Origin of the sequence: Mesorhizobium sp. L103C105A0 (assembly GCF_000502215.1) — a bacterium.
Classification (GTDB): Bacteria; Pseudomonadota; Alphaproteobacteria; order Rhizobiales; family Rhizobiaceae; genus Mesorhizobium.
The window spans coordinates 26,356-53,058 of record NZ_AYXF01000002.1; the positions used below are offsets into that span (position 1 = coordinate 26,356).

A 26,703-nucleotide genomic window follows, 5' to 3' on the forward strand; every position below is an offset into this window, starting at 1 on the left:
CACTCTTCCGCTTCGGTGGCTGGTGCTGGCCTACCAGAGGTTCTTGCCGTCAATGACGACCACCTCGACCTTATCGAGGTCGAAATCGTCGAACAGCCGCGAATTGACTGATATCTTGGGATTGTCGAAGTCCGGTTTGCCGGTTGACCAGTCCGGCGTTTCGGTGAAGGTGCCGCAGCCGCAAATGGCGCAAAACCCGTGTTTGACGGTCTTCGATCCCCATTGATAGAAGGAAACGTTTTCCGGCGAGCTGGTGAGCTTGAATTGCGACGGAACGTAGTAAGCCCACAGCGAACCGCGCTTGGAGCAGAACGAGCAGGTGCATTGTGTTACCGTCTCGGGCGCCTGCGAAACCTCGAACGTCGTCGCCTTACAATGACAGCTGGCCTTGATGGTCATGAAAAGCTTTCCTCTCCGTTGCCGCCACCCATGCGGCAAGGCACCATAAAGGAAGGCTCCTGACAACTGTCTGTCAGCAGGCTCTGATCGATCGAGCCGAGCGGCGCTCTGGCCGAAGCGGACCCGTCGTCACCTCCCAATCGTCGTCACCTGCCGATATAGGCGGCCAGTTCGTCCGGCGTCCCGTTTGGGAAAGCCTGTTTCAGAAAATCCAGGAACGCCGACACGCGCGCGCTGAGCAGCCGCCGCGACGGGTAGAGCGTCCATAGAGAAATTTCGGGGCCGTCGATATCCCCCCAATTCACCAGTGTGCCGTCAGCCAGGTCGTGGGCCACCAACGAAATGGGAAGCCGTCCTGCGCCGATGCCGGCTCGCACCGCATCCCGGACCATGATGAGCGTCGACAAGGCGAGGACCGGCTCGATTCTAAGTGTTGCCCGGCCACCTGGTGTCTTCACCTGCCATGTTTGCCGCTCGCCTGTCCCGCGCGCAACGCCAGGAGCGGCGAGCCCATCGGCCGGGCGAGGAAGGTCCGGGCTCGCCACAACGACCAGGCGGTCGCGGAGAAACGCCCGTCCGACCAGGCTTTCATCGGGATCCGGATTGACCCGGATTACCAGATCGTAGCCTTCCTCGATCATATCGACATGCCGGTCTTCGGTGGTCACTTCAAGCCTCACCTCAGGATACCTCAGGGCAAATCCCGCAGCGATCCTCCCCATTGCAGTCTGCGAAAAATGCAAAGGCGCGCTGATCCGCAATCTGCCCTTGGGTCTCTGACCGCCCGAGGCAATCGCCGATGCCGTCTCGTCCAGCTCGGCAAGCAACGCCCCCGTCCGCTCGAAGAGCGCCCGTCCTTCTTCGGTCAGCTTCAGGTTACGCGCACCCCGTTCGAACAGACGCAGATCGAGACTGCTTTCCAATTCGCCAACGCGCCGGGACAACGTTGCCTTGGGCCGGCCGGTGGACCTTGCCGCTTTGCCGAAGCCGCCATGGCGAGCCACGAGGTTAAAATCGGCAAGGGCTAAAAGATCCATGACTGTCCCACCAGTGAGACGACGTGTCTAAAATTGCCGTCTACTGGGCTCTTTTTGAGCCACACATATTGGGACTGTCAAGCAACCCAACAGGAGAAATTCCATGACCATTCTCGTTACCGGCGCCACCGGCAATATCGGCCGCCAAGTCGTCGAACAGCTCGCCAAGCGCGGCGCCGATGTGCGTGCTCTCGTGCGCGATCCGTCGAAAGCCAGTTTTCCGGCAGGCGTATCGGTCGTGCAAGGCGACTTTCTCGATGTCGATTCGCTGCGCAAAGCCATGTCTGGCGTTTCCACGCTGTTTCTCTTGAACGCCGTGGTGCCGGACGAATTCACCCAGGCTTTGATCGCCTTGAACGTCGCCCGATCGGCCGGCATCGAGCGGATCGTCTATCTCTCGGTGATCCACGCTGACGTCTATGTGAACGTGCCGCATTTCGCGGGTAAGTTCGGCGTCGAGCGAATGATCGAGCAGATGGACTTCAAAGCTACGATCTTGCGCCCGGCCTACTTCATCCAGAACGATCTGACGGTCGAAGACGTCATCACCGGCTACGGCACCTACCCAATGCCGATCGGCCCCAAGGGTCTCGCCATGATCGATGCCCGCGATATCGCCGAGATCGCCGCTCTTGAGCTGCTGCGTCGCGAACGGTCCAAGGAGCCGCTTGCGTTCGAGAGGATCAACCTCGTCGGTCCGCAGACATTGACCGGGACGGACATTGCCGCAATCTGGTCAGACGTACTCGCCCGCCCGATCAGCTACAGCGGCGACAATACGGAGGGTTTTGAGCAAAATCTCAAGCAGTTCCTGCCCGCCTGGATGGCCTACGACATGCGCCTGATGGGCGAGCGCTTCTTCACCGACGGGATGCTGCCCGAGGCCGGCGACGTCGAGCGCCTGACGGCACTTCTGGGTCGCCCACTGCGCCCGTATCGCGACTTCGCCTCGGCACTCGCTGCTGCCGTCTGACGCAAGCGCCTTCAGCACCAAGGCCGGCCTTCCGATGAGAACTGCCAACAGAACTCAGTAGGAACGCGGTGGCACGAACAGGCAGATCGTCTTGCCTGCGTCGAGGCCGGCCTGATGCGCGCACCAGTGGAAATCGCCGTCGGGTGAGTCCTTGACCCGCTTGTCGCTCATCGGAACGACCTCCCCCGTTCCGGCGATGACATAGCCCTCCGGCTTTTCCAGCACCTCGCCGGTATGGGTGGTGCGGCAGTCGTAGTTTGCGCAGCAGGCGAAGGGATAACTCCAGCCTTGCGGCTTCGCCGCCGTGGGCTTGGCGTCATGGGCGAAGGCGGGTGCGGTCAGCACCGCCATCGCAAGCATCGCGATGGCAAAGATCGGGGTCACGAACAAGGAAAACAGGAGTCGGCCAGCCGGTTGAACGGCTCTGGCCGATCGGAGAGTGGCAGCAGACATGGAAGCGTTCCTTTCAAACGAGCATCAAGCGTTCGCTTGCCCGTTCCCGGAACGTGTCTTCCCAGTGGCCGGATCGTCAGGTCGCAGATATGCCGCGTCCGGCCATAAATGCTTTTTCTCTTCCAGCCCTCGGATGCTGGGCTGATTCCTAGGCTGGCGCAAGAAGTTGCTGCGCGAGGCCGCACATCTACGCCGCTATCTGCAACCGCTGACGAGATCCAAGGCCAGGCTCAACTCCCGGCAGACGGGCATCGAAACAACGGGATTGGCCGAATGTGGTTCCAGCCTATACTTCGCCTGGACCGGCGATCACATGCCCTTCATATTGCGGCAAGTCGTCGGCGATGGTGAACCATGGCGCTTTGGAGCCGACGAAGATGTGCGCGGTCGGCCGGATCGTCGGATCGTCGACCAGCGTGCCCATGGCGACATGGACATAGGCGCCGTCGCGGACCAGCGAATACAGCAACGAGCCGCAGCGGCTGCAATGCGCATCGTGGCCGCTGTCATCGCCGAAATGGATGAGCCCGTGATGCCCTTCGGCAAGGGCAAGTTTCTCGCGCTCGATGCCGGCGAAGGGCTTGAAGGCGGAACCTGTGGTGCGCCGGCAGTTCGAACAATGGCAGATCGCGGCATAGACGAACTCGTCCGCCACTTCATACTGAACCGTGCCGCAAAAGCATTTGCCGGTGAGCCTGCGAGTCATGGTTCCTCCTTCGCTCCCCCGCCAAGGGATGTTCTTATTCAAGTCAGCCGAGTCGAAAGTGGCGGAAGCGCAGGAATCAGCCATTCGCAGCCCGGCCTCAGCTGAATATGGACATATCCTAGTCGAGGTCGGCCACGGCTTCACCGGCACCGCCCTCGATGCGCTGCGACAACGAGGCTTCCATGAAGTCGTCGAGGTCGCCGTCGAGCACGCTCGACGGGCTGGTGCTCTCGACGCCGGTGCGCAGGTCCTTCACCAACTGGTAGGGCTGCAGCACATAGGAACGAATCTGGTGACCCCAGCCGATGTCGCTCTTCGACGCTTCTGTGGCATTGGCCACCGCTTCGCGCTTCTTCAGCTCTTCCTCGTAAAGGCGCGAGCGCAGCATTTCCCAGGCCTTCGCCTTGTTCTTGTGCTGCGAGCGTTCGGCCTGGCAGGCAACCGCGATGCCGGTGGCGATATGGGTGATGCGAACCGCCGAGTCCGTGGTGTTGACGTGCTGGCCGCCCGAACCGGATGAGCGGTAGGTGTCGATGCGTACATCGGATTCCGAGACGTCGATCTCGATCCTGTCATCGACGACCGGGTAGACCCAGACGCTGGAGAAGGACGTGTGGCGGCGCGCATTGCTGTCATAGGGTGAAATGCGGACCAGGCGATGAACGCCCGACTCGGTCTTCAGCCAGCCATAGGCATTGTGGCCCTTGATCAGGAGCGTGGCGGACTTGATCCCGGCCTCTTCGCCGTCATGGACTTCCAGCACTTCGACCTTGAAACGGCGACGCTCGGCCCAGCGCGTATACATGCGCAGAAGCATCGAGGCCCAGTCCTGGCTCTCGGTGCCGCCGGCGCCGGCATGGACTTCGAGATAGGTGTCGTTGGCGTCGGCCTCGCCCGACAGCAGCGTCTCGACCTGGCGGGCCTTGGCCTCGCCCTGCATCGAGCGGAGGGCTGCTTCCGCCTCGGCGATCACGCTCTGGTCGCCCTCTTCCTCACCCAGTTCGATCAGGCCGATATTGTCTTCCAGCGCCTGAGTCAGGCTTTTGACGCCGGCGATCCCGTCTTCGAGGCCCTGGCGCTCGCGCATCAGCTTCTGCGCTTCCAGCGGATCATTCCAGAGGCTGGAATCCTCGGCGCGCACGTTCAGGTATTCAAGCCGCTTTATGGCCTGATCCCAGTCAAAGATGCCTCCTCAGCAGGGTGATCGCCTGCCTGATCTCGTCGACAATATTCTGCGTTTCCGCGCGCATGGCTGGTTGTTCTGTCCTGTTTTTGAAGTGGCGCTTGGGTCGGCGCGATACATAGGCACGGCATTGCTGCCTGTAAAGCGAAATGGGCCGGCTCAACAAGCCAGCCCATTCGACGTAAAAAATCAGGTCGTCAGTAGAGTCCGCCGCCGGGTGCCTGGATAGCTTCCGTAGCCTGCGGCGATAGCGGTCCGCCGGCGCCGTTGGACCCGTCGGCGCCCATGCCGATCACCCAATAGCTGTCGGCGGGGCCGGTGCCGGGCTTGAAGGCTTCGATGATGGTGCCGGGATCGCCCGACGCGGCACGCATGCCGGTCTTGCGGTTGATGGCGACCAGGTTCATGCCTTCCGGCACCTTGAAGTCGACATTGGGCGTGCCGTCCAGCGCAACGCGCATGAAGTCCTTGAAGATAGGCGCCGCCAGACCACCGCCGGTGGCGCCATGGCCGAGACCGCGCGGCGTGTCGTAACCCATGTAGAGGCCGACGACGAGGTTCGGCGTATAGCCGATGAACCAGGCGTCCTTCTCGTCATTGGTCGTTCCGGTCTTGCCGGCGATGTGGCGGCCAAGCTCGGCGATGGTGGCGCCGGTGCCGCGCTGGACCACGCCTTCCATCATCGAGGTGATCTGGTAGGCCGTCATCGGATCGAGCACCTGCTCGGAATTGTCGACCAGTTCCGGTTCGGGCTGGTTGTTCCATTCGGGCGCATTGCAGCCTTCGCAGCCGCGCTCGTCCTGCTTGAACACGGTCTTGCCGTAGCGGTCCTGGATGCGGTCGATGAGCGAGGGTTTGATCGACTTGCCGCCATTGGCCATGATCGAATAGGCCGACACCATGCGCATCACCGTCGTCTCGCCGGAACCCAGCGCCATCGGCAGATACGGCGCCAGATGGTCGTAGACGCCGAAACGCTCGGCATATTCCACCACCAGCTTCATGCCCATGTCGTTGGCGAGCCGCACCGTCATCAAATTGCGCGACTTTTCGATGCCGGAGCGCAAGGTCGCGGGGCCGGCCACCGTGCCGTCATAGTTCTTCGGCGTCCAGGTCGTGTTGCCGCTCTGGATGGTGATCGGTCCGTCCATGATAACCGAGGCCGGCGTATAGCCATTGTCGAGCGCGGCCGAATAGACGATCGGCTTGAAGGACGATCCCGGCTGGCGCATCGCCTGCGTGGCGCGGTTGAACTCCGACTGCGCATAGGAGAAGCCGCCGACCATGGCCAGCACGCGGCCGGTATGTGGATCCATGGCGATCAGGCCGCCCTCCACTTCCGGCACCTGGCGCAACGTGTAGGCGCCTTCCGACCCTTCGTTCTTCTGCACGAAGATGACGTCGCCGGGCTGCAGTACATCGGCCGGAGACTTGGCCTTGACCGTCTTGCCATCGACCACATGGCGCATGGCAAAGCTCATGTCTTCCTTGCTGACGGCGCCTTCGACGCGTTCCTTGACGATATCGCCCGAAATCTGCCGCGTCGGCTGCAGGCCGATGGAAAGGCCGGTCGCCGAGCTGTCGAGCACGACGGCAAGCGACCATTCCGGCACGTCTTCCAGCCCCTTGACGTTGCCCAGCGCCACGCCCCAGTCGCCGGAAGCATCGATATGCGTCACCGGTCCGCGATAGCCGCGCAGCGTGTCGTATTTGAGCAAGCCGTTCTGCATCGACTTGCGGGCGATGAGCTGGATCTTCGGATCGAGTGTCGTGCGCACCGAAAGGCCGCCCTCATAGAGCGCGTTCTCGCCATAGCGCGAGATGATCTGGCGGCGCACTTCCTCGGTGAAATATTCGCCCGCAAACAAATAAGAGCCATTGCGGCGCGGAGTCACGCCGAGCGGCTCGGCCTTGGCCTTGTCGCCTTCCTCGCGCGTCACGTAGCCGTTCTCGACCATCTGGTCGATGACCCAGTTGCGGCGCTCGATGGCGCGGTCGGCATGCTTGAAGGGATGGTAGTTGTTGGGCCCCTTCGGCAGCGACGCCAGATAGGCGGCTTCCGCGACGGTGAGTTCGTTGACCGACTTGTCGAAATAGGTCAGTGCCGCGCCCGCAACGCCATAGGCGCCGAAACCGAAGAAGATTTCGTTGAGATAGAGCTCAAGGATGCGGTCCTTCGAATAAGCCTGCTCGATGCGGAAGGCCAGGATCATCTCCTTGATCTTGCGCTCGTAGGTCTGGTCCGAGGACAAGAGGAAGTTCTTCGCCACCTGCTGGGTGATGGTCGAGGCGCCGACCTGGCGCCTGCCCGAACCCAGATTCTGCAGGTTGACGTAGATGGCGCGGCCAAGCCCGGTGATGTCGATGCCGGGATGGTTGTAGAAATTCTTGTCCTCGGCCGACAGGAACGCCGCCTTGACCCGGTCCGGAACCGCCTGGATCGGCAGATAGAGCCGCCGTTCGCGCGCATATTCGGCCATCAGCGAGCCGTCGGAAGCATGGATGCGGGTCGTCACCGGCGGCTCGTACTTGGCCAGAACCTCGTAGTCGGGCAGGTCTTTCGATAGATGGCTGATGTATATCGCCACGCCCGCGGCGACGATAAGCGCCAGCGTCGTGCCGATACCAAAGAAATAGCCGATAAGACGAATCATGCCCGCTCCAGTCCGAGGTCCGGGAATTTCCTAGACGAAGCCGCCTTTCGCGCAAGCCTTCGCAACTGTCCCGATCCGTGATGGAAAACCCATGTCGCCACCATGTGGGCAAAATACGGCAGTGCCCGGTTTCGGCATCCCCCACCGGAAATAAAAGCGCCTGGTGTTGTCGGCGTGCAACGCTGCCTCCGGTTGTGGGCGGCGGCGACCATCTCAGCCTCCGGTTCCCGTTCCCATCTTGGCGGAGGCAAACAGGGCGACGGCATTGGTGATGCTCTGCGCCGCCTTGCCGCGCCAGTCGGCGTCGAGCAGTTGCGCCTCATCCTTGGCGTTGGAGAGATAGCCGAGTTCGACCAGCACCGACGGAACATCGGGCGCTTTCAGCACTTTGAAGCCGGCTGAGCGCTGCGGATTGTTGATCAGGCCGACGCTGGTGGACAACTGGCCGACCAGAGTGTGGGCAAAGCTCATCGAGAAATTATGCGTCTCGCGGCGGATCAGGTCGATCAGTATGTCGGTGACTTCCTTGTTGTCGTCCTTGATCACCATGCCGGCGAACTGGTCGGAGAGGTTTTCGCGGTCGGCAAGCGCCTGCGCTTCCGGGTCGGATGCCTTGTCGGAGACGGTATAGACGGTGGCGCCTCTGATACCCTTGACGCTGATCGTGTCGGCATGGATCGAGATCAAAAGGTCGGCCTCGTGCTGACGGGCGATGCGCACGCGGTCATCGAGCCGCAGGAACTCGTCGGTATCGCGCGTCATGAACACGTCGTAGTTGCCGACGGCGGCGAGCTTGTCGCGCAGTTCGGTGGCGAAGGCCAGCGTCACGTTCTTCTCGATGGTGCCGTTGAGGCCTTCGGCGCCACCGTCGATGCCGCCATGGCCGGGATCGATGACGATGGTGAAGCGATGCCCGGGATTGGAGATCGGCCCTGTGCCGACCCTGGAGCCCTTGTCGGTGGAGACGGTCGAGCCGGTGGTCAGCGCCTGGTTGGCAAGGGCTTCGTCGAACTCGCGGTCGGAGGCTGCCGACATGTCGATGGCGATGCGATAGCCTGCGCCGTCCTCGTTCTTGAGCACCTCGAGCTTGTCGACCGAGAACGGCCCCTTGCCGGTCAGGATCAGCCGCGATCCCTCGCCCTGATCGCCATAACGCACCGCTTTGACCAGGCCGCGGGCCTTGGCGTCCTTCGCGCCAATGGCGAATCGGGTGCGCGGCAGGTCCACGACCAGCCGGTTGGGGCCGCGCAGCAGGAACCATTTGATGTCGGGCTCGCGGTCGAAATCGATGACGATGCGCATCTTGGTTGCGTCGCCGGCCATCTTGTAGGCGGTGGCGCCGAGTGGCGCATCGGCGGCGCGTGAAACCGGCGCAAAAGCAAGGCAAAGCGCCAGCAGCAACAGCACACCGGCAGCGCGCAGGAAACGGCCTGCACGGCCATGGCCCTTGCCTGTGATGCCCGCCAGTCCCATTTCTTTGCAGTCGCTCCCGGTTTGGCGCTTGCGCCCGCGTGGTTGGTCGAAATGCCGGTCAGGCCGCAGACTCGATTAACGATTGGTATCCAGAGAAGGTTAACCAAGCCTTTTCATCGAGGATTAAGGCCTGTGCTTCCGTTACGGCACTGCTTTTTGCCGGCATCCGAAATCGGGGTTGCCTTCCACCCCGTCAAATCATAAAAGCGATGGTGGATCACTGCAATCCTGGAACCGCTTCTCCCGCAGCTTCCTGCTACAGGTCAGATGAAAGGCGGCTCCTTTCGCTCCAGCGAAAAGGCTTAGGTGATCGCGACGAATTTCGCAGGTGTGCGCCCGTGGCGGGGGAATCGCCTGCGTGAGGAAAACGGCCGGGTTTGTTCCCGTGCCGGCTCTGTATGAGCAAACAAGCTGGTCCGGTTCGTCCGGGCTTTGGTTCAAAAGGTTCTGCTGGTGACGATGGCTTCAAGCGCAATCATGGAAAGGTCCGCATCAAACCGCGCCATTGTGGCTGCGGGCGGCACCGCCATGGCGCTCAAGCGGCGTCCGGCGGACATTCAGACATCCGGCACCCACATCCCAGACACGCAGCAGCGGGCTTTGCCTCGCAAGCTGCGGCTGACGGCTGCCGGGAGGAAACGAAATAATGCCCAACAAAATGCTGATAGACGCCTCCCACCCGGAGGAAACACGCGTTGTCGTTATCCGCGGTAACCGTATTGAAGAATTCGACTTTGAATCCCAGGACAAGAAGCAGCTCAAAGGAAACATCTATCTCGCCCGCGTAACGCGCGTCGAACCTTCCCTTCAGGCAGCCTTTGTCGAATATGGCGGCAACCGTCACGGTTTCCTCGCCTTCAGTGAAATTCACCCCGACTATTACCAGATCCCGGTCGCCGATCGTCAGGCTTTGCTGCGCGCTGAAGCGCAGGAAGCCGAGGACGAGGAGAACGAGGACAATGACGGCGACGACCGCCAGAGCCGCGATCGCGGCCGGCGCGGCCGCCGGCGCGGCGGCAAGGGTCGTGAGCGGGGCGAACACAAGCGCGACGCCGGCGCCGATGATGAGAACGGCGAACATGGCGATGCCGGCAGCGATGCCGTCTCCGAAGCGCCTGCTTCCGAGCATGCCGCGGCCAATACCGCCGGGCATGACGATCATGCCGGGCATGGCGACAGCGAAGCCTCCGACGCCGAGACATCCGGGACCGAACCGTCGGAAGGCGGCCCGACATCGATCGCGGCAAGCGTCGAAGCGGATGTGATCTCCGAAGCTGTCCCTGCGGCGGAGCCGGGTGACGAAAGGTCGTCCAGCGAGGCAAGTGGCGAAGCCACCTCCGAGGACAATGATCGCGGCATGCTGGAAGAGGTGCAGTCCTCGCATCCGGACGACCACGAGATCGAATCCGTAGGCGCCGAGGATGCGCTGGAAGAGGTGCGCAGCCGCCGCAAGCCGGTGCGCCGCCAGTACAAGATTCAGGAAGTCATCAAGCGCCGGCAGATCCTGCTGGTGCAGGTGGTCAAGGAAGAGCGCGGCAACAAGGGCGCTGCACTCACCACCTATCTGTCGCTTGCCGGCCGCTATTCCGTGCTGATGCCCAACACCGCACGCGGCGGCGGCATTTCGCGCAAGATCACCAGTGCGGTCGACCGCAAGCGCCTCAAGGAGGTCGTTGCCGATCTCGAAGTGCCGCAGGGCATGGGCGTCATCCTGCGCACCGCCGGCGAAAGCCGCACCAAGGCGGAAATCAAGCGCGACTACGAATATCTGATGCGGCTTTGGGAAAACGTCCGCAATCTGACGCTGCAATCCACCGCCCCTGCCCTCGTCTATGAGGAAGGCAGCCTGATCAAGCGCTCGGTGCGCGACCTCTACAACAAGGATATTGACGAGATTCTTGTCTCCGGCGAGGAAGGCTACCGCGAGGCCAAGGATTTCATGCGCATGCTGATGCCGAGCCACGCCAAGGTGGTTCAGCCGTTCCGCGACACGACGCCGATCTTCGTGCGCAACGGGATCGAGGCGCAGCTCGACCGCATGCTGCAGCCGCAGGTGACGCTGAAGAGCGGCGGCTACATCATCATCAACCAGACCGAGGCGCTGGTCGCCATCGACGTCAATTCGGGCCGCTCCACCAAGGAGCACTCGATCGAGGACACCGCTCTCCACACCAACCTTGAAGCGGCGGAAGAAGTCGCCAGGCAATTAAGGCTGCGCGATCTCGCCGGCCTGATCGTCATCGACTTCATCGACATGGAGGAGAACCGCAACAACCGCTCCGTCGAGAAGCGGCTGAAGGATCACCTCAAGAACGACCGAGCCCGCATCCAAGTCGGCCGCATCTCGCATTTCGGCCTGATGGAGATGTCGCGCCAGCGCATCCGCGCCAGCGTGCTGGAATCAACCATGAAGCCGTGCCCTCATTGCGGCGGCACTGGCCATGTGCGCTCCGATTCGTCGGTGGCGCTGATGGTGGTGCGGGCGATCGAGGAATTCCTGCTCAAGGATTCGCGCAGCCACATCACGGTGCGGACCCCGGCGGCGACCGCTCTCTATGTGCTCAACCACAAGCGCGGCACGCTGGTGGAACTCGAAAGCCGCTTTGGCCTGACCATCACCGTCGAGGCCGATGATACGGTCGGTGTGCAGCACTACGCGATCTTCCGCGGCGCCATTGCCGAAAAGCCGGAAGGCTTTGTCGAAGCGCGAACCTTCCCGGCCTATGTCGAGCCGGAAGAGCCCGAGGACGAGATCGTCATCGAGGAGGAAGACGACGAGGTTGTGGTACAGGCCGAGCAGCCGCGCCAGGCGCAGCCGCAATCGCAGCAGCAGCAGCCGAGATCGGCTGAGGACGGCGAAGGCCGCGACCGCAAGCGTCGCAAGCGCCGCAGGCGGCGCGGCGGCAAGGATCGCGAACGCGAACATGGCGATCGCGAGCATGGCGCCGAAGGTGCTTCGGTTTCGGCGGCAAGCGACGACTTTGCCGCTGAACCAGGCGATGACGATGCAACACAGCAAGACGAAGCCCAGGTTGGCGCCGTCGAAACGGTGGAAGCATCAGATGACGCCCAGGGCAAGAAGCGCCGTCGCGGCAAGCGCGGCGGCAAGCGCAATCGTCGCGAAGACGGCACGGAGACCGAAGCCGGCGAAACCGCCTCGGTGGCCGAGGCCGCTGAAGTCGGAACGGCCGCAAGCGAGCCCGTAGCAGCCGTAGCGGTTGAAGAAGCGGCGGCTCCCGCCGCGGCGAACGACGACGCTCCAGCCGAAAAGCCGAAGAAGAAGCGCGCTTCAAGGGCAAAGAAGGCTGTGGTGGAAGTCGCCGATGAGACGGCGGCCGAGGCTGCACCGGAAGCTGCCGTCGAAGCTGCCGCCCCCGCTGCGGCCGATGCCGCCACGGAAACGACCGTCGACGACGAGCCCGCCAAGGCTCGCCCGTCACGGCGCAAAGCCGTGGCCGCGGATACCTCCGCGGTGCCGGTGGTTTCCTCCAGCGTTGCCGACGAGGCAAAGGCCGAGGAAAAGCCGAAGCGCGCCGGCTGGTGGCAGCGGAAGGGCTTTTTCTAAGCTATTCAGCCGATTAAGATAGGTTCCTGACAAAAATCCCGCGCCGTTCAAACCACGGCGCGNCCACGGCGCGGGATTTTTGCATGCACGAATGACGGAAGGCGTCAGGGGGCGAAAATCGACCAGTTCATCATCCTGGCCAGTTTTTCCAAGGCGATCGACCCCAGCTTGGAATTGCCGTTGGCGTTCAAGCCCGGCGACCATACGGCGAGCGAAGCAACACCCGGCACGATCCCCAATATGCCACCGCCGACGCCGCTTTTGCCGGGAATGCCGACACGGAAGGCGAAATCGCCGGAACCGTCATAGTGGCCGCAGGTCAGCATCATGGCGCCGATGCGCCGCGCCCGCTCGGCAGACACCACGGAGTGCCCGGTTGCCGGGTTTCTGCCGCCATTGGCGAGGAAGCGGCCGGCCAGCGCCAATTGCCGGCAGCTCATTGCGATGGCGCAATGGTGGAAGTACACGCCCAGCGCCAGCTCCGGTGCATGGTTGAGATTGCCGAAGGATTTCATGTAGTTGGCAAGCGCGAAGTTGCGATAGCCGGTGGCGCGTTCGGAAGCCGCGACCTCGCGGTCGATGATGATGGTTTCGTCATCGGCAAGGAACTGGATGAAGCGCAGGATTTCGCCGATCGCCTCGCGCGGCTGGTGGCCGGCAAGCAGTATGTCGGACACGACGATGGCGCCGGCATTGATGAACGGATTGCGCGGAATGCCGTTCTCATGCTCGAGTTGCACGATCGAGTTGAACGGATTGCCCGACGGCTCGCGTCCGACACGCTGCCACAGCGCGTCGCCGACATTGCCGAGCGCCAACGTAAGCGTAAACACCTTGGAGATGGACTGGATCGAAAACGCCTGGTCGGCGTCGCCGGCGACCAGCACGCGGCCGTCATTGGTCACGGCGGCAATGCCGAATTTCTTCGGATCGACCTTGCCGAGCTGCGGAATGTAGGTGGCGACGTCACCGCAATCGGTGCGCTCGGCCATCTCGGCGGCGACATCGGCCAGCGCTTGTTCAAGATCCGGCATGCTCGTCCCCGCTTTTCAGCCAGCGCTCGATGCGCGCCATCGCCTCGACCATGTCGTCATGGCTGCCGGCATAGGAAAAGCGCATCGTGCGGTGGCCCTGAAGTGGATCGAAATCGCGGCCGGGCGTCGCCGCCACATGCGCCCCGGCCAGCATCTTGCGCGCAAAGGCCATGCTGTCATTGGTATGCCGGGTAACATCGCAGAAAGCGTAGAAGGCGCCGTCCATCGGCGCCGCCAAGGGAAATCCGAGTTCCGGCAGGCGCCGCATCAACAGCTCGCGGTTCCAGGCGTAGCGCGCCTTTACCGCTTCCAGCTCTTGCGTCGCCTTGAAGGCTTCGATCGCCGCGATCTGCGACAGTTCCGGCGGCGAGATGTAGAGGCTCTGGGCGATGCGCTCGATCGGCCTCACCAGAGCTTCCGGCAGCACCATCCAGCCGATGCGCCATCCGGTCATGCAATAATATTTCGAGAAGGAATTGATCACCGTCACGCCTGAGCCATGGGCCAGCGCCGTGGTGTCGGGCGCGGCATAGGCCAGCCGGTGATAAATTTCGTCCGATATCACCGCGATGCCGAGTTCTTCGGCTGTCCTCACCAGTGCCGACAACTCGTCGACGGGAATGACCGCACCTGTCGGATTGGCCGGGCTGGCGAACAACACGCCCTTCAGCGGTTTTTCCCGGTGCGCCGATTTCAAATGTTCGGCATGAAGATAGGCGTCGCTGCCGAGCTCGATCTCGACGATCTGGATACCGAGCGCGGCCATGATGTTGCGGTAGGCCGGATAGCCGGGTGCTGCGATGGCGACGCGGTCGCCGGGATCGAACATCGCCAGGAATGCCAGATTGAAGGCGGCCGACGATCCCGTGGTCACGGCGATCCGGTTCGGCGCGACATCGATCCCGTAATGGTCGCCACAATGCGTCGCGATCGCCTTACGCAGATCCGCCAGACCGAGCGTGTCGGTATAGCCGATGCGTCCGATCCTCAGCGCATTTGCGGCTGCTTCCCTCACGCCCACGGGCGCCGGATCGGATGGCTGGCCGACGGCCATGGACACGACAGGCACGCCCGTCGCCTTCAGCCGGTTGGCTTCGGCCAGAATGTCCATGGCGTGAAACGGCTCGACTTCACCGCGGCGCGACAGCGAAACTACCATTTGACCTCAATCTTTCCGTCCGGCCCGCCGCTCAAAGCCATCAACCGGCGGCAGCGCCGCACAAATGCCCGATTGATGTGAGGATCACAAGTTCGCCTAGTTTCGGTGCCGTGACTTTTCATCGTTCGCCCGCTCGTTTACCAGTGGACCTCATGCTGAGCCGACCCAAATCGACGATGTCCAAATCTTCCATCGGGAAGACAGCGCGCGGCTTCGCGACGCTTTTGCTTGCCGCCGCCGTCGCTGTCACCGGCTCGGTGACGGCCTTCGCGCAGGCGGTGCCGGTCGTGCGCGATGCCGAGATCGAGGCGCTGGTGCGCGACTATGCGCGGCCGATCTTCAAGGCGGCCGGTCTTGCCAATGACGGTGTCGATATCGTTCTGGTCAACGATCAGAGCTTCAACGCCTTCGTTACCGGGCGCCGGCTGTTCATCAACACCGGCGCGCTGATGCAGGCCGAAACGCCCAACGAGATCATCGGCGTCATCGCCCACGAGGCCGGCCACATCGCCGGCGGCCATCAGCAGAAATTGCGCGACCAGCTCGAGCGCGCCAAGACCATGGCCATCATCGCCACGCTGCTTGGCGCCGGCGCCATCGTTGCCGGCGCCACCACCAACAGCCGCGGCCTTGCCGGCGCCGGCATGGGCGTGGCTGCGGGCGGCGGCGAGATGGCGCAGCGCAGCATTCTTGCCTACCAGCGCACCGAAGAGTCGACCGCCGACCGCTCTGCCATCACCTATCTCAATGCCACCGGCCAGTCCGGCATGGGCATGCTGAAGACCTTCGCCCGCTTCCAGAGCGCGCTGTCGCTTTCCGGCACGCAGGTCGATCCCTACCGCATCAGCCACCCGATGCCGCAGGAGCGCATCGCCAATCTCGAAGTGCTGGTCAAGCAGAGCCCTAACGTCGACAAGGTCGATCCGCCGGCACTGCAGCAGCGGCACGACATGATGCGCATCAAGATCGCCGCCTATATGGGCGGCCAGGCCGCCGCCACGCGGCTGATCCGCAAGGCCCCGGGCAGCCTCGCCTCGCGCTATGGCGAAGCGCAGATGGCCTATCTCTACGGCAATCTGGGTGCAGCACTGACCAAGGCCAATGCATTGATCAAGGAACAGCCGAAGAACCCCTACTTCCAGGAAATGCGCGGCGACATACTGATGAAGGCCAACAAGCCCAAGGACGCCGCGGACGCCTATGCCAAGGCGGTCAGCCTCGATCCGGTGAGGTCGGGCCTGTTGCCCGTTTCCCTCGGCCAGGCGCTGATGGCCATCGGCACGCCCGACTCGCTGAAGAAGGCGGTGGTGCAGATCAACAACGGTCTCGGGCGCGACAAGGAAAACACGGTCGGATACCGCTATCTCGCCCAGGCCTATGGCGAGCTTGGCAACATTCCGGCGGCGGAACTCGCCACCGCCGAGGGCCACTTTTATTCCGGCGATTACACGAATGCGAAAATTTTCGCCATGCGCGCGCAAAAAGACTTGAAGCGCGGCGAGCCCGGCTGGATTCGGGCGCAGGACATCATAAACTACAACCCTTCAGGCAAACTCAAGAAATGAACCTTCCGGTCGCCCGCGGCGACTAGGATAGACCGGAACCGGTAAAGAGGATGAGACGATGAACAAGGCAATATTGCTCGGCACGACGGGAGTGGCGGCTGCTCTTGCCATGCTCGCTTTCGGGTTCGTCGCCGGCAGTCCGCAGGTGGCCAAGGCCGGCACGGCGCAGACCGTGCAGACCGCCTCTGCCGACACCAAGATCGATCGCACTGAGGTCGAGGGCATTATCCGCGACTATCTCCTGAAGAACCCCGAAGTGCTGCTCGAAGTGCAGGAGGCGCTCGAGGCCAAGCAGAAGGAAGAGCAGCGCATAGCCAGCCTCGGCGTCATCGAGAAGGCCAAGTCCGAGATTTTCAACTCGACCTTCGACGGCGTCGTCGGCAATCCGAAGGGCAAGGTCACCATCGTCGAATTCTACGACTACAATTGCGGCTTCTGCAAACGCGCCATCGACGACATGCAGGCTCTGACAAAGGCCGATCCGGAGCTGCGCTTCGTGCTCAAGGAATTCCCGATCCTCGGGCCGGATTCGCAAAAGGCCAGCGTCGTCTCGATGGCTTTCCACCTGATGCATCCGGAGAAATACGGCGAGTTCCACAACGCCCTGCTCGGCGGCCAGGGCCGCGCCACCGAGGCGGCGGCCATCAAGGTTGCGCTGTCGCTAGGCGCCGATGAGGCGAAATTGCGCGAGAAGATGAAGGACCCGACCATCACCGAGGCCTTCTCCAAGACCTTCGACCTCGCCAACAAGCTGGCCATCACCGGAACGCCGTCCTATGTCGTCGGCAATGAAGTGGTGTTCGGCGCGCTCGGCCAGGAAGTGCTGGCCGAAAAGATCGAGGCGGCGAAAGCCGCGCTCTGATCTTGCACGCGAGCCTTCTCACGGGCACATTTCCGCCTGTTGTGGACAGTGAAAGATCGCACTTGTGCTCTTTCCGCGGGCGGCTATGCCCATTATAGAAGGCCCTGCGCGCCGGCTTGAGGCCGGCGTCGGAAAAGGTCGGCATTTTTGAAAACGATTTTCGTCCTGAACGGCCCCAACCTGAACGCGCTCGGCAAGCGCGAGCCGGGCATCTATGGCGGCAAGACGCTTGCCGCGATCGCCGACGACTGTAAGCAGGCGGGCGCCGCCCTTGGCCTCGAGATTGATTTTCGCCAGTCGAACCATGAGGGCGACCTCGTCGACTGGATCCAGGAAGCCGGCGACAAGGCAGCCGGCATCGTCATCAATCCGGGTGCCTACAGCCACACCTCGATTGCCATTCACGACGCCATCCGCGCTGTCGCGCCGCTGCCCGTCGCCGAAGTTCACCTCTCCAACATCCACGCGCGGGAACCATTCCGCCACGTCTCCATGGTCGCGCCGGTCGCTGTCGGCATGATCTGCGGGTTCGGGCCGCTTGGCTACTCGCTGGCGCTGCAGGCGCTGGCGGCACGCCTATGACCGGCCCACAAACAGAAGGCTCGAAAATGTCGATAAAGAAGACCGGTGTTGACCAGCAACTGATCCGCGATCTCGCGGGCATACTGAACGACACCAATCTCACCGAGATCGAAGTCGAGCTCGGCGACCTGAAGGTGCGCGTGTCGCGCCAGGCGCCGGCCGTCCACGCCATCGCCGCCCCGCAGGCCGGTTATGCTCCGGCAGCGCAGCAGCCCGCGGCGGGCGCGGCTGCCGCACCAGCAGTGGCCGACCCGTCCAAGAACGCGGTCCCCTCGCCGATGGTCGGCACCGCCTATCTCGCGCCCTCGCCCGACGCCAAGGCCTTCATCGAAGTCGGCCAGAAGGTCAAGGAAGGCCAGACGCTGCTGATCATCGAAGCGATGAAGACGATGAACCAGATCCCTTCGCCGCGCGCCGGCACGGTGACGGCGATCCTGTTCGAGGACGGCCAGCCGGTCGAGTACGGCATGCCGCTCGTCGTGATCGAGTAGAGCGGGCCGGATGTTCCAGAAGATCCTCATCGCCAACCGCGGCGAAATCGCGCTTCGGGTGCTGCGCGCCTGCAAGGAACTCGGCATCCAGACCGTGGTCGTGCATTCGACCGCCGACGCTGACGCCATGCATGTCAGGCTCGCCGACGAAAGCGTGTGCATCGGTCCGCCGCCGTCGCGCGACAGCTATCTCAACATCCACCAGATCGTCGCAGCCTGCGAGATCACAGGCGCCGATGCCGTGCATCCGGGCTATGGCTTCCTGTCGGAAAACGCCAAGTTCGCCGACATTCTCGCCGCCCACAACATCACCTTCATCGGTCCGTCGGGCGACCATATCCGCATCATGGGCGACAAGATCGAGGCCAAGCGCACGGCAAAGCGGCTCGGCATTCCGGTTGTGCCGGGCTCCGACGGCGCCGTCACCGACCAGAAGGAAGCCAGGCGCATTGCCGCCGAGATCGGCTATCCCGTGATCATCAAGGCTTCGGCAGGCGGTGGCGGGCGCGGTATGAAGGTCGCCCTTACCGAAGCCGATCTCGAGATCGCCTTGCAGACAGCCAGCACGGAGGCCGGCGCGGCCTTCGGCGACGATGCCGTCTACATCGAGAAATACCTGGAAAAGCCGCGCCACATCGAGGTGCAGGTATTCGGCGACGGCGCCGGCCGCGGCGTGCATTTCGGCGAGCGCGACTGTTCGCTGCAACGCCGCCACCAGAAAGTCTGGGAAGAGGCGCCCTCGCCGGCCCTCAACGCCGAGGAGCGCGCCCGCATCGGCAATATCTGTGCCAAGGCCATCGCCGACCTCGGCTACTCCGGCGCAGGCACCATCGAATTCCTGTACGAGAATGGCGAGTTCTACTTCATCGAGATGAACACGCGGCTGCAGGTCGAGCATCCGGTAACGGAGGCGATCACCGGCATCGATCTCGTCCACGAACAGATCCGCGTCGCCTCCGGCGGCGGGCTTTCGGTGCGCCAGGAGGACATCAAGTTCAACGGCCACGCCATAGAATGCCGCATTAATGCCGAGGACCCGCGCACCTTCACGCCTTCGCCCGGCACGATTACGCATTTCCATACGCCTGGCGGTCTCGGCATCCGCGTCGATTCCGGTGTCTATTCCGGCTACAAGATCCCGCCCTATTATGACAGCCTGATCGGCAAGCTGATCGTGCACGGCCGCAACCGCGTCGAATGCATGATGCGGCTGCGCCGGGCGCTCGACGAGTTCGTCGTCGACGGCATCAAGACGACGCTGCCGCTGTTTCGCGACCTGGTCGGCAATGCCGATATCGCCAATGGCGACTACGACATCCACTGGCTGGAAAAGTATCTGGCCAAAGAGGAATAGCGCCCGACTTGCCGCTATGATGCCGCGATGACCCGTCCTTACGCTCCCGGCTATCGCATTCCGACCGACCTGTTGCTCAAGGCCTATGCCTCGGGCGTCTTCCCGATGGCCGAGAGCGCTTCCGACCCGGAAGTGTTCTGGGTGCGGCCGGAGACGCGCGGCATCATACCGCTCGATGGCTTCCACACGCCGAAGAGCTTGCGGAAGACAATTCGCAAGCACCCGTTCGACATCCGCTTCGATTTCGATTTCGAGGCGACGATCGACGGCTGCGCCGAAAAGCGCGAGGAGCGCCGCTCGACCTGGATCAACGCGCCGATCCGCGAAGCCTATATCGAACTGCACCGTCTGGGGCACTGCCATTCGGTCGAGGCATGGCGCGAGGAACGGCTGGTCGGCGGCCTCTATGGCGTCTCGCTCGGTCGCGTGTTCTTCGGCGAAAGCATGTTCGCCCGGGAAACCGACGCGTCCAAGACCTGCCTGTATCATCTGGTCGAGCGGCTGAAGGCGCGCGGCTTTGCCCTGCTCGACACGCAATTCACCACTGAGCATCTCAAACGCTTCGGCGCGGTCGACGTGCCGCGCGTCAAATACGAGAAGATGTTGGCCGACGCGCTGAAGGGCGAAGCCGTTTTTTATCCCTGACCGGAGACCGAGCGGCCGAGCCGGCTCGACCGGTGAAAGGGGTCAGCCCTTCGCGGTTTCCATCGGCGTCTGCGAATGGAACATCATCTTCCAGCCGTTGACACGATGAACATAGCCGGTGCTAACCAACGCGGCGTAGGGCTCGCCGTTTTCTCGTGTCGCATGAGCCTCATAGGTCAGCATGATAATGTCGCTGCCGGGCTCGATGATACCCTTGAGGTCGATCTGAAGGTCGCGCCAGCGGTTCGGCTTGGTCGCGGTCTTGGCCAGATCGGCATTGTCCATTGCCTGTGCCATCTCAGGAAATGCTACCAGGCATTCTGTGTCGACATTGGCGGCGTAGTAAGCTTCGTCGCCCGTCCAGAACCCCTTTTCGAGTTCGAGCAGGTCGTCTTTGCTGGCCGTGATCCGTTTGCTGTCCGACATCAGAATATCCTCCAAGCGCATAAATGCGTCATCGTCCATGGCCCAACGCATAGTTGCCACCACGGTTCCGGAGGATCAGTTGGTGTTGGTCGCGTCAGGTTCCGTAGGGTCCGGCTGTTCGGCGGCCGGAGCAGCGGCGGGCTTTGGCTTGGACGTGTCGACCTTGGGCGTCTCGGCATTGGCCGCGTCGGGCGGCGGCACATCCGACTTCTGCTTGCAGCCCTTTAGCCAGACGTCATAGACGGCGTGCTCGACGGCGTTTAGGCCGGGGCTCTCGGCGAACATCCAGCCGGTGAAGATGCGGCGGATCTTGCGGTCGAGCGTGATTTCGTCGACTTCGACGAAGGAATCGGTCTTCGGCTCTTCATTCTCCGGCCGCGAATAGCAGATGCGCGGCGTCACCTGCAAAGCGCCGAACTGCACGGTTTCGTCGATGTAGACATCGAAGGTGATGATACGGCCGGTGATCTTGTCGATGCCGGCAAATTCGGCGACCGGATTGGTGATGCGATCGGAGATTGCGGGTGCTGCCGCAGGCGCCTGCGCCGCGGCAAACGCTGTCGGGAACATGGCGACAGCGCCAATTGCCGCCAGTCCGGCCATCGATGTCAGGCTGAAAATGTTCATGCGGAGATACCGGTGGTTTGGGCCCGGGTGATTCTGTCACGCCCAAGGCTATTCGCCGTTGTCATATCAGCAAGCAGCTAAACGCCAATTGTGGCGACAAAGGACCGGCCGGCGGTCAAGAACCAGGCGTCCACGCATCGTAGTCGCCCGTCACCTGCGGACGGTGCTGATTGGTGAGCACGGAACCCTTCGGGCGATAAGCCGCCGGTGTTCCCGTGAGGTTCGGCTCATGCGCCTTTTCCCATTCGCGCGGCCGATAGTCGTCGCTTGGCGGCGCCACATCGACGCGGTGATGCATCCAGCCGTGCCAGCCCGGAGGGATCGCCGACGCCTCCGAATAATTGGCGTAGATGATCCAGCGGCGGGTGCGGCCTTCCGAATCGACGCCGCCTTCGTAGTAGACATTGCCGGCCCCATCCTGGCCGACCTTGTTGCCGTGGCGCCAGGTGTGAAAACGGGTTCCCAGCGTCTGGCGGTTCCACCAGGTGAAAAACTGCAGAAGGAAAGTTTTCATTCAGATCCTCGCGGGCGCGCGGCGGTGGCTGTTCCCTGCTTATGGCGTCAGGCCTTGGCGAAGGCAAGGGTTTTGCGGCGCCTGCGGCACTGACGGCATGCCGAAACGCTCGGTCATTGGCCGATCCATTTCGCACCTGCGAACCGACGCTTGCCAAGCCGGCTGCGTCTTCCTAAAGCTCTCATCGCCCGCCCGGCGCTGCCGCATGACCCCGAAAATCGAAATCGATTTTCGGAAAGGATCATGCGCAAACCAAAGTGCTACAGCGTCCTTTGCGCGTCCACGGGACGCGCGGCGCTGTAGTCAACGCCGGCTGCGGGAGGTGAGGAATGGCCTTAGCTGTCGCCAGGATCAGTGCGGAGACAATACGCGCCCGCAAGGGCGGCGTGCCGGTCGTATGCCTTACCGCTTACACCTATCCCGTCGCCCGCCTGCTCGACGATCATGTCGACCTTCTCCTGGTCGGCGACAGCGTTGCCATGGTGCTGTATGGCCACAAGACCACGCTCGGCGCCTCGCTGGAGATGATGATCGCCCATGGCCAGGCCGTGATGCGCGGTTCGTCAAAGGCCTGCGTGGTGGTCGACATGCCGGCCGGCAGCTACGAGACTTCGGCCGCGCAAGCCCTTGCCTCGGCGCGCCGCATCTCTGAGGAAACCGGCTGCGAGGCGGTGAAGCTGGAAGGCGGCGTCGAAGTCGCCCTCCAGATCGCCGCAATCGTCACGGCCGGCATTCCAGTGATGGGCCATATCGGCTTGCAGCCGCAATCGGTGGAAAAGGACGGTGGCTACAAGATCAAGGGCCGCACGCCGGAGAATGTGGCCGCGCTCATGCGCGACGCCGACGCGGTCGCAAAGGCCGGCGCGTTTTCGCTGGTCATCGAAGGCACGGTCGAGACCGTTGCCGCCGACCTCACCCGGCACATTACCATTCCTACCATCGGCATCGGCGCCAGCCGCGATTGCGACGGCCAGATCCTGGTCATCGACGACATGGTCGGCCTGACGGTCGACCGGGTGCCGAAATTCGTCAAGGAATACGCCGATTTGCGCAGCGCTGTCGCCGATGCCGCGGCGCGTTATGCGGCGGAGGTGCGCAGCCGCACCTTCCCCGGGCCGGGCCACGTCTTTTCAGCCGCGAGCGACAAGGACAAGGCATGAACCGGCCCCCCATCCGCCAGCCGCTCGTCGTCGACACCGTGCCCGGCCTTCGCGCGCAGATCCGCGAATGGCGGCGCGAAGGCCTGAGCGTCGCCATGGTGCCGACCATGGGCGCTTTGCATGACGGCCATATCTCGCTGGTCGGGGCTGCGCTCGCAACGGCCGATCGCTGCGTCGTCTCCATCTTCGTCAACCCGGCCCAGTTCGCCCCCACTGAAGATCTCGACAAGTATCCGCGGCAGCTGGCCCGCGATCTCGACCGGCTGACCGAGGCCGGCGCACAGCTTGCCTTCACGCCTACGGTTTCCGAAATGTATCCGGCAGGCTTTGCGACGAAGATTTCGGTCGGCGGCCCGTCTTCTGGCCTGGAATCGGATTTCAGGCCGACCTTCTTCGAGGGCGTCGCCACGGTCGTGGCCAAGCTCTTTCTGCAAGCCCTGCCCGACTACGCCATCTTCGGCGAAAAAGACTACCAGCAGCTTTGCGTCGTCCGAAAGCTCTGCCGCGATCTTGACCTTCCGGTGGAAATCGTCGGCGCGCCAACCGTGCGCGATGCGCATGGCCTGGCAATGTCGTCGCGCAACGCCTATCTCGACGCCGCCGAGCTCGACGTCGCGCGACAGCTCAATGTCATCTTGCGCCAGACGGCGGCAGCGCTCGCGGCCGGTGCCGATGAAAACGGCGTGACCGGTAAAGCCACTGCCGCGCTTCTCGAGGCAGGCTTCGACAGCGTCGACTATGTCGCCGCGCGCGAGAGCCTGACGCTCACCTCGTGGCGGCGTGACGGCGATGGCCGCCTGCTTGCCGCGGCGTGGCTTGGCAGAACCAGGTTGATCGACAATGTGGAAGTTTACTCATTTATTCCCTGAAAAATTCCAATTCCGTTCACTTTGATTTGTATCGCAGAGCGGCCCGAGCGCTCTTAGACAACGGCTCATCAGGTACGTTCTGGCCAGCCCGTAAGCGCTCACGATACACCGAACGCCGCTGTGAGACGTTTCACAGACGTAACCAAGCCGGCTATGTTGTGTGCGACCCCAGGCAGAGACAATGTGTGACCTGCCACTACGCTGCAATCCTTACGAGGCTCTACGTGTCTGTCCAGGCCAACATAGTCGGTCGCGCCCTGCCGCAGATCGTCGAGGCAATCTACGATTCGATTGTCGATGTCGGCCGTTGGCCATCGACGCTTGAATCAATCTGCAAATTGGCGCTCGGCCGGCTTGCCATGCTGGCGGTCGTCGATACGGCGAGAAACTCGGCCCGGTTTTCGACTTCCTGCGGCGATCCGGTTCTGCTTGAGCCGCTGCAGCGCGACTACGCCTGCGAGGTGCCCTTTTTCAAGGCGGTGCCGAAGATGGAAGTCGACATACCGTTGACCGTCGACAGCGTCTACGCCCTGCAAGGCCCTGACGCCCGCCAGAACTGGCTCGAAAGCCGCATCGTGCGCGAGTGGGTGGAACCCAACCGTCTCGACGATTTCTTCTGGGTAGCGCTGATGAAGCAGCCGGCGCGCACCGGCACGCTGATGGTGGTTACCGACAAGGACAGGCCCCAGATTTCAGCCAGGGATATCGACCTGATGTCCAGGCTCGCCCCCCATGTCCGGCGTGCGGTGACCATCGGCGACCTGTTCGAGGCCGAGCGGCGCAAGGCCGACATCTTTCGCTCGATCCTTGAGAGCCTCGACCATCCAGTGCTGATCGTCGCCGACGATATGCAGATCATTTTCGCCAATCCGGCAGCCGAAGCCCTGCTCACCGAAACCGCCTCAGTGTCCTCGGTGCGCGGCCAGCTGTCCTTCGCTTATGCCAACGCCAACACCGCCATCGGCCGCGCCGTCCAGCTCGGCACGCGCGACGAATTCGCGCTCGGACCGTCCGGCATCAACATTCCGCTGGTGAAGGCCATGTCTCCGGCGGTGGCGCATGTCATGCCTCTGGCGCGACGCGACATTTCGGCCCGCATGTCGCCGCGCGCCGCCGCGGCCATCTTCATTGCCGCCGCCGGCGCCGCATCAGTGCCGGCGCTGGAAGCGATCGCTGCGCTGTTCGGACTGACCGCAGCGGAAAAGCGTGTCGCCGGCCATGTCGCCGCCGGGCTGACACGGCGTGAAATCGCGGCTGCCAGCGGCGTCTCGGACGGCACCGTCAAATCACAGCTGGCAACCATCTTCGACAAGACCGCCACCGGCGACCAGCGAGAGCTGGAACTCCTGATGCGCGAATTGACGCCGCCGCTGCGCTCGGCCTGAAGCCATACTCGGAGCCAATCATCAAATTTTTCAACTATTTGCCGGTACGCAGGCGTAATCCACAATACCAAGCCGGCATCGTTGCAATTCGGCCAAAATCATGGTGCGGTTCTGCTCCGGTCCGGAGACGGTGCATCGTGCACGACCGGACGTGGAAAACCATTTCCTGGGCGGTCCCGAACTTGATACCGACACGAATTGAACGGCTGCTGCCTTACCTCTTCCTGCTGGCCCTGCTTTGCATCGCGCTCGCTTTCCGTCCGCTACTGCCGGTCGACGAGACGCGTTATCTCAGCGTCGCCTGGGAGATGTATCTCGGTGGACATGTCTTCGTACCGACGATGAACTTTGCGCCCTATCTGCAGAAGCCGCCGCTGTTGTTCTGGCTCATCGATCTCGTCTGGAACATCTTCGGTGTGAGCCGCGCGGCGGCGATGCTCGTCATCTTCGCTGCCTCGTCGCTGGTCATCTGGCTGACGACACTTCTGGCCAAAACCCTGTTTCCCGAGCGCCCGGAAATCGCCAGTCGCATCCCCTGGCTGGTGGCCGGCAGCACCGTCTTTGTCATCTATTCGACCCTGATCCTGTTCGACATGCTTTTGACGGCCTGTGTGGTCGCCGCACTGCTGGCGTTGCTGGGCTTCGCCAGGACCGGCAACCGCTGGCAGGCGGTGCTGGCGGGTCTCTTCATCGGGCTCGGCGTGCTGGCCAAAGGCCCGGTCGTGCTCATTCACATCGGCGCGCCCGTCCTGCTCTATCCCCTCTGGCGTGACCGGCGAGCCGGCCTTGCCCCTTTGCAGTTCTTTGCCGGAGCCGGCCTGGCAATTCTCGCCGCCCTTGTCCCGGTCGCTATATGGCTGGCGCCCGCGACCATCCTGACCAAGGGCAGTTTCGTCTACGATCTCGTCTGGAACCAGTCGGCAGGTCGGGTTACCGGAAGCCTGCACAATTCGCATGGCCGGCCGTTTTACTTTTACCTGATGCTGTTGCCGCTCATGTTCGTGCCCTGGGCCTTTATCCCCCCGGTGTGGCGGCTGAGGCCGGTTGCCCGGATACGCAGCCTGATCGACACCAAATCCCCGGATCTGCGTGCCCTGCGCCTGCTGTCGTTCTCGTTCATTGCGGTGCTGCTGGTCTTCAGCGCCATATCCGGCAAGCAGCCGCACTATGTCGTGCCGGCACTACCGTTCGCGACCATTCTGCTGGGCTATTTCATGGCCGAGATTTCAGTCGCCAGGCTGAGGGCGACGGCCTTTGTCATGCTTGCCCTTTTCGCCATCGGCCACGCCGCCGCCTCGGCGACCGTGTTCAAACGCTACGATCTCACGCAGCTGGCGAGCTTCATCGACGAACGAAAGGACGCCGACTGGGCCGTCGCTTACGACTATCAGGGCGAGGTCGGTTTCCTTGGGCGAATAGAGAAGCCATTCGAGAACGCCGACAAGCCTGAGGAATGGCTCAAGTCTCACCCCGGCGGCTACGTCATCGAAAAGCAATCGAAAGATCCGGGCACATCCGAACAGATCGCCTTCCGGCAGCCGGTGGAACGCGGCTATCTGGTCGTGCTGAAAGGACAGCACTGAGCGT

24 protein-coding genes are annotated in these 26,703 nt (G+C 62.8%); 12 read left to right on the forward strand and 12 right to left on the reverse strand.

From position 1 onward, the window contains the following. Nucleotides 1-30: 30 nt before the first annotated feature. Together X727_RS159500 and X727_RS159495 are read right to left on the reverse strand one after the other, a co-directional pair. Complete coding sequence (locus tag X727_RS159500) at nt 31-399, reverse strand: GFA family protein (protein WP_023667471.1); 369 nt, start codon at nt 397-399, stop codon at nt 31-33. A 146-nt stretch (nt 400-545) separates the two neighbouring features. Next, nucleotides 546-1,436: a LysR family transcriptional regulator gene (locus X727_RS159495; protein ID WP_023681487.1), complete on the reverse strand. Its 891-nt coding sequence runs from the start codon at nt 1,434-1,436 to the stop codon at nt 546-548. Between the two features lie 103 nt (nt 1,437-1,539). On the opposite strand from X727_RS159495, the gene X727_RS159490 reads away from it, so the two are divergent. Continuing rightward, nucleotides 1,540-2,409: an NmrA/HSCARG family protein gene (locus X727_RS159490; RefSeq protein WP_023833717.1), complete on the forward strand. Its 870-nt coding sequence runs from the start codon at nt 1,540-1,542 to the stop codon at nt 2,407-2,409. Between the two features lie 54 nt (nt 2,410-2,463). On the opposite strand, the gene X727_RS159485 is transcribed toward X727_RS159490, so the two are convergent. The 5 genes from X727_RS159485 to X727_RS159465 form a co-directional block, all read right to left on the reverse strand. Next, on the reverse strand, nt 2,464-2,862 hold the full coding sequence (locus X727_RS159485; protein WP_023708478.1) for a hypothetical protein: 399 nt from the start codon (nt 2,860-2,862) through the stop codon (nt 2,464-2,466). Nucleotides 2,863-3,148: 286 nt separating this feature from the next. Next, complete coding sequence (locus X727_RS159480; RefSeq protein ID WP_023833718.1) at nt 3,149-3,568, reverse strand: GFA family protein; 420 nt, start codon at nt 3,566-3,568, stop codon at nt 3,149-3,151. A 118-nt stretch (nt 3,569-3,686) separates the two neighbouring features. Continuing rightward, a protein-coding gene (prfB, locus tag X727_RS159475; protein ID WP_155922402.1) for a peptide chain release factor 2 occupies nt 3,687-4,818 on the reverse strand; the annotation gives its coding sequence in 2 pieces (ribosomal slippage) (nt 3,687-4,751 and nt 4,753-4,818; 1,131 coding nt in all). Between the two features lie 130 nt (nt 4,819-4,948). Beyond that, nucleotides 4,949-7,405 carry a penicillin-binding protein 1A gene (locus X727_RS159470; RefSeq protein ID WP_023695364.1) on the reverse strand — a complete coding sequence of 819 codons (2,457 nt, stop codon included), beginning with the start codon at nt 7,403-7,405 and terminating at the stop codon, nt 4,949-4,951. Between the two features lie 213 nt (nt 7,406-7,618). Beyond that, nucleotides 7,619-8,878, reverse strand: a complete 1,260-nt coding sequence (locus tag X727_RS159465) for an N-acetylmuramoyl-L-alanine amidase (RefSeq protein WP_023833719.1) — start codon at nt 8,876-8,878, stop codon at nt 7,619-7,621. A gap of 646 nt (nt 8,879-9,524) precedes the next feature. On the opposite strand from X727_RS159465, the gene X727_RS159460 reads away from it, so the two are divergent. Beyond that, a complete protein-coding gene (locus tag X727_RS159460; RefSeq protein ID WP_023691224.1) occupies nt 9,525-12,443 on the forward strand; it encodes a ribonuclease E/G in 2,919 nt (972 codons plus the stop codon). Between the two features lie 104 nt (nt 12,444-12,547). Here X727_RS159460 and X727_RS159455 read toward each other — a convergent pair whose 3' ends face one another. Then, entirely contained in the window at nt 12,548-13,477 is a 930-nt protein-coding gene (locus tag X727_RS159455; RefSeq protein ID WP_023691223.1) for a glutaminase, read from the reverse strand. Further along, complete coding sequence (locus X727_RS159450) at nt 13,464-14,636, reverse strand: aminotransferase class I/II-fold pyridoxal phosphate-dependent enzyme (RefSeq protein WP_023725769.1); 1,173 nt, start codon at nt 14,634-14,636, stop codon at nt 13,464-13,466. The genes X727_RS159455 and X727_RS159450 overlap by 14 nt, the downstream gene beginning before the upstream one ends. 152 nt (nt 14,637-14,788) lie before the next feature. Between X727_RS159450 and X727_RS159445 the strand changes: the two genes are divergently transcribed. The 6 genes from X727_RS159445 to aat all read left to right on the forward strand — a co-directional run bounded on the left by X727_RS159445 (nt 14,789) and on the right by aat (nt 20,135). Further along, nucleotides 14,789-16,201 carry a M48 family metalloprotease gene (locus X727_RS159445; RefSeq protein ID WP_023691221.1) on the forward strand — a complete coding sequence of 471 codons (1,413 nt, stop codon included), beginning with the start codon at nt 14,789-14,791 and terminating at the stop codon, nt 16,199-16,201. Between the two features lie 58 nt (nt 16,202-16,259). Beyond that, nucleotides 16,260-17,063, forward strand: coding sequence for a DsbA family protein (locus tag X727_RS159440; RefSeq protein WP_023667484.1), 804 nt, complete (start codon nt 16,260-16,262; stop codon nt 17,061-17,063). A 147-nt stretch (nt 17,064-17,210) separates the two neighbouring features. Further along, a complete protein-coding gene (gene aroQ, locus X727_RS159435; protein WP_023667485.1) occupies nt 17,211-17,645 on the forward strand; it encodes a type II 3-dehydroquinate dehydratase in 435 nt (144 codons plus the stop codon). A 26-nt stretch (nt 17,646-17,671) separates the two neighbouring features. Next, entirely contained in the window at nt 17,672-18,136 is a 465-nt protein-coding gene (accB, locus tag X727_RS159430; RefSeq protein ID WP_023681496.1) for an acetyl-CoA carboxylase biotin carboxyl carrier protein, read from the forward strand. Between the two features lie 10 nt (nt 18,137-18,146). Beyond that, nucleotides 18,147-19,490, forward strand: a complete 1,344-nt coding sequence (gene accC / locus X727_RS159425) for an acetyl-CoA carboxylase biotin carboxylase subunit (protein WP_023681497.1) — start codon at nt 18,147-18,149, stop codon at nt 19,488-19,490. A 27-nt stretch (nt 19,491-19,517) separates the two neighbouring features. After that, entirely contained in the window at nt 19,518-20,135 is a 618-nt protein-coding gene (gene aat / locus X727_RS159420; RefSeq protein WP_023681498.1) for a leucyl/phenylalanyl-tRNA--protein transferase, read from the forward strand. Between the two features lie 42 nt (nt 20,136-20,177). Here the strand turns inward: aat and X727_RS159415 are convergent, their stop codons facing one another. The 3 genes from X727_RS159415 to X727_RS159405 form a co-directional block, all read right to left on the reverse strand. Beyond that, nucleotides 20,178-20,561 carry a hypothetical protein gene (locus X727_RS159415; protein ID WP_023667489.1) on the reverse strand — a complete coding sequence of 128 codons (384 nt, stop codon included), beginning with the start codon at nt 20,559-20,561 and terminating at the stop codon, nt 20,178-20,180. Nucleotides 20,562-20,636: 75 nt separating this feature from the next. Then, a complete protein-coding gene (locus X727_RS159410; RefSeq protein WP_023681499.1) occupies nt 20,637-21,188 on the reverse strand; it encodes a DUF2155 domain-containing protein in 552 nt (183 codons plus the stop codon). Between the two features lie 115 nt (nt 21,189-21,303). Then, a complete protein-coding gene (locus X727_RS159405) occupies nt 21,304-21,702 on the reverse strand; it encodes an NADH:ubiquinone oxidoreductase subunit NDUFA12 (RefSeq protein WP_023710575.1) in 399 nt (132 codons plus the stop codon). Nucleotides 21,703-22,031: 329 nt separating this feature from the next. Between X727_RS159405 and panB the strand changes: the two genes are divergently transcribed. The 4 genes from panB (at nt 22,032) to X727_RS0133380 (ending at nt 26,699) form a co-directional block, all read left to right on the forward strand. Continuing rightward, nucleotides 22,032-22,862: a 3-methyl-2-oxobutanoate hydroxymethyltransferase gene (gene panB, locus X727_RS159400; protein ID WP_023744843.1), complete on the forward strand. Its 831-nt coding sequence runs from the start codon at nt 22,032-22,034 to the stop codon at nt 22,860-22,862. An 11-nt stretch (nt 22,863-22,873) separates the two neighbouring features. Then, nucleotides 22,874-23,731 (forward strand): pantoate--beta-alanine ligase, encoded by an 858-nt coding sequence (gene panC, locus X727_RS159395; RefSeq protein WP_023738938.1) that lies wholly within the window; start codon nt 22,874-22,876, stop codon nt 23,729-23,731. A gap of 224 nt (nt 23,732-23,955) precedes the next feature. Beyond that, nucleotides 23,956-25,116: a PAS domain-containing protein gene (locus tag X727_RS159390; protein ID WP_023738939.1), complete on the forward strand. Its 1,161-nt coding sequence runs from the start codon at nt 23,956-23,958 to the stop codon at nt 25,114-25,116. A 137-nt stretch (nt 25,117-25,253) separates the two neighbouring features. After that, nucleotides 25,254-26,699 (forward strand): glycosyltransferase family 39 protein, encoded by a 1,446-nt coding sequence (locus X727_RS0133380; RefSeq protein WP_155923526.1) that lies wholly within the window; start codon nt 25,254-25,256, stop codon nt 26,697-26,699. The last annotated feature ends 4 nt before the right edge of the window (nt 26,700-26,703 follow it).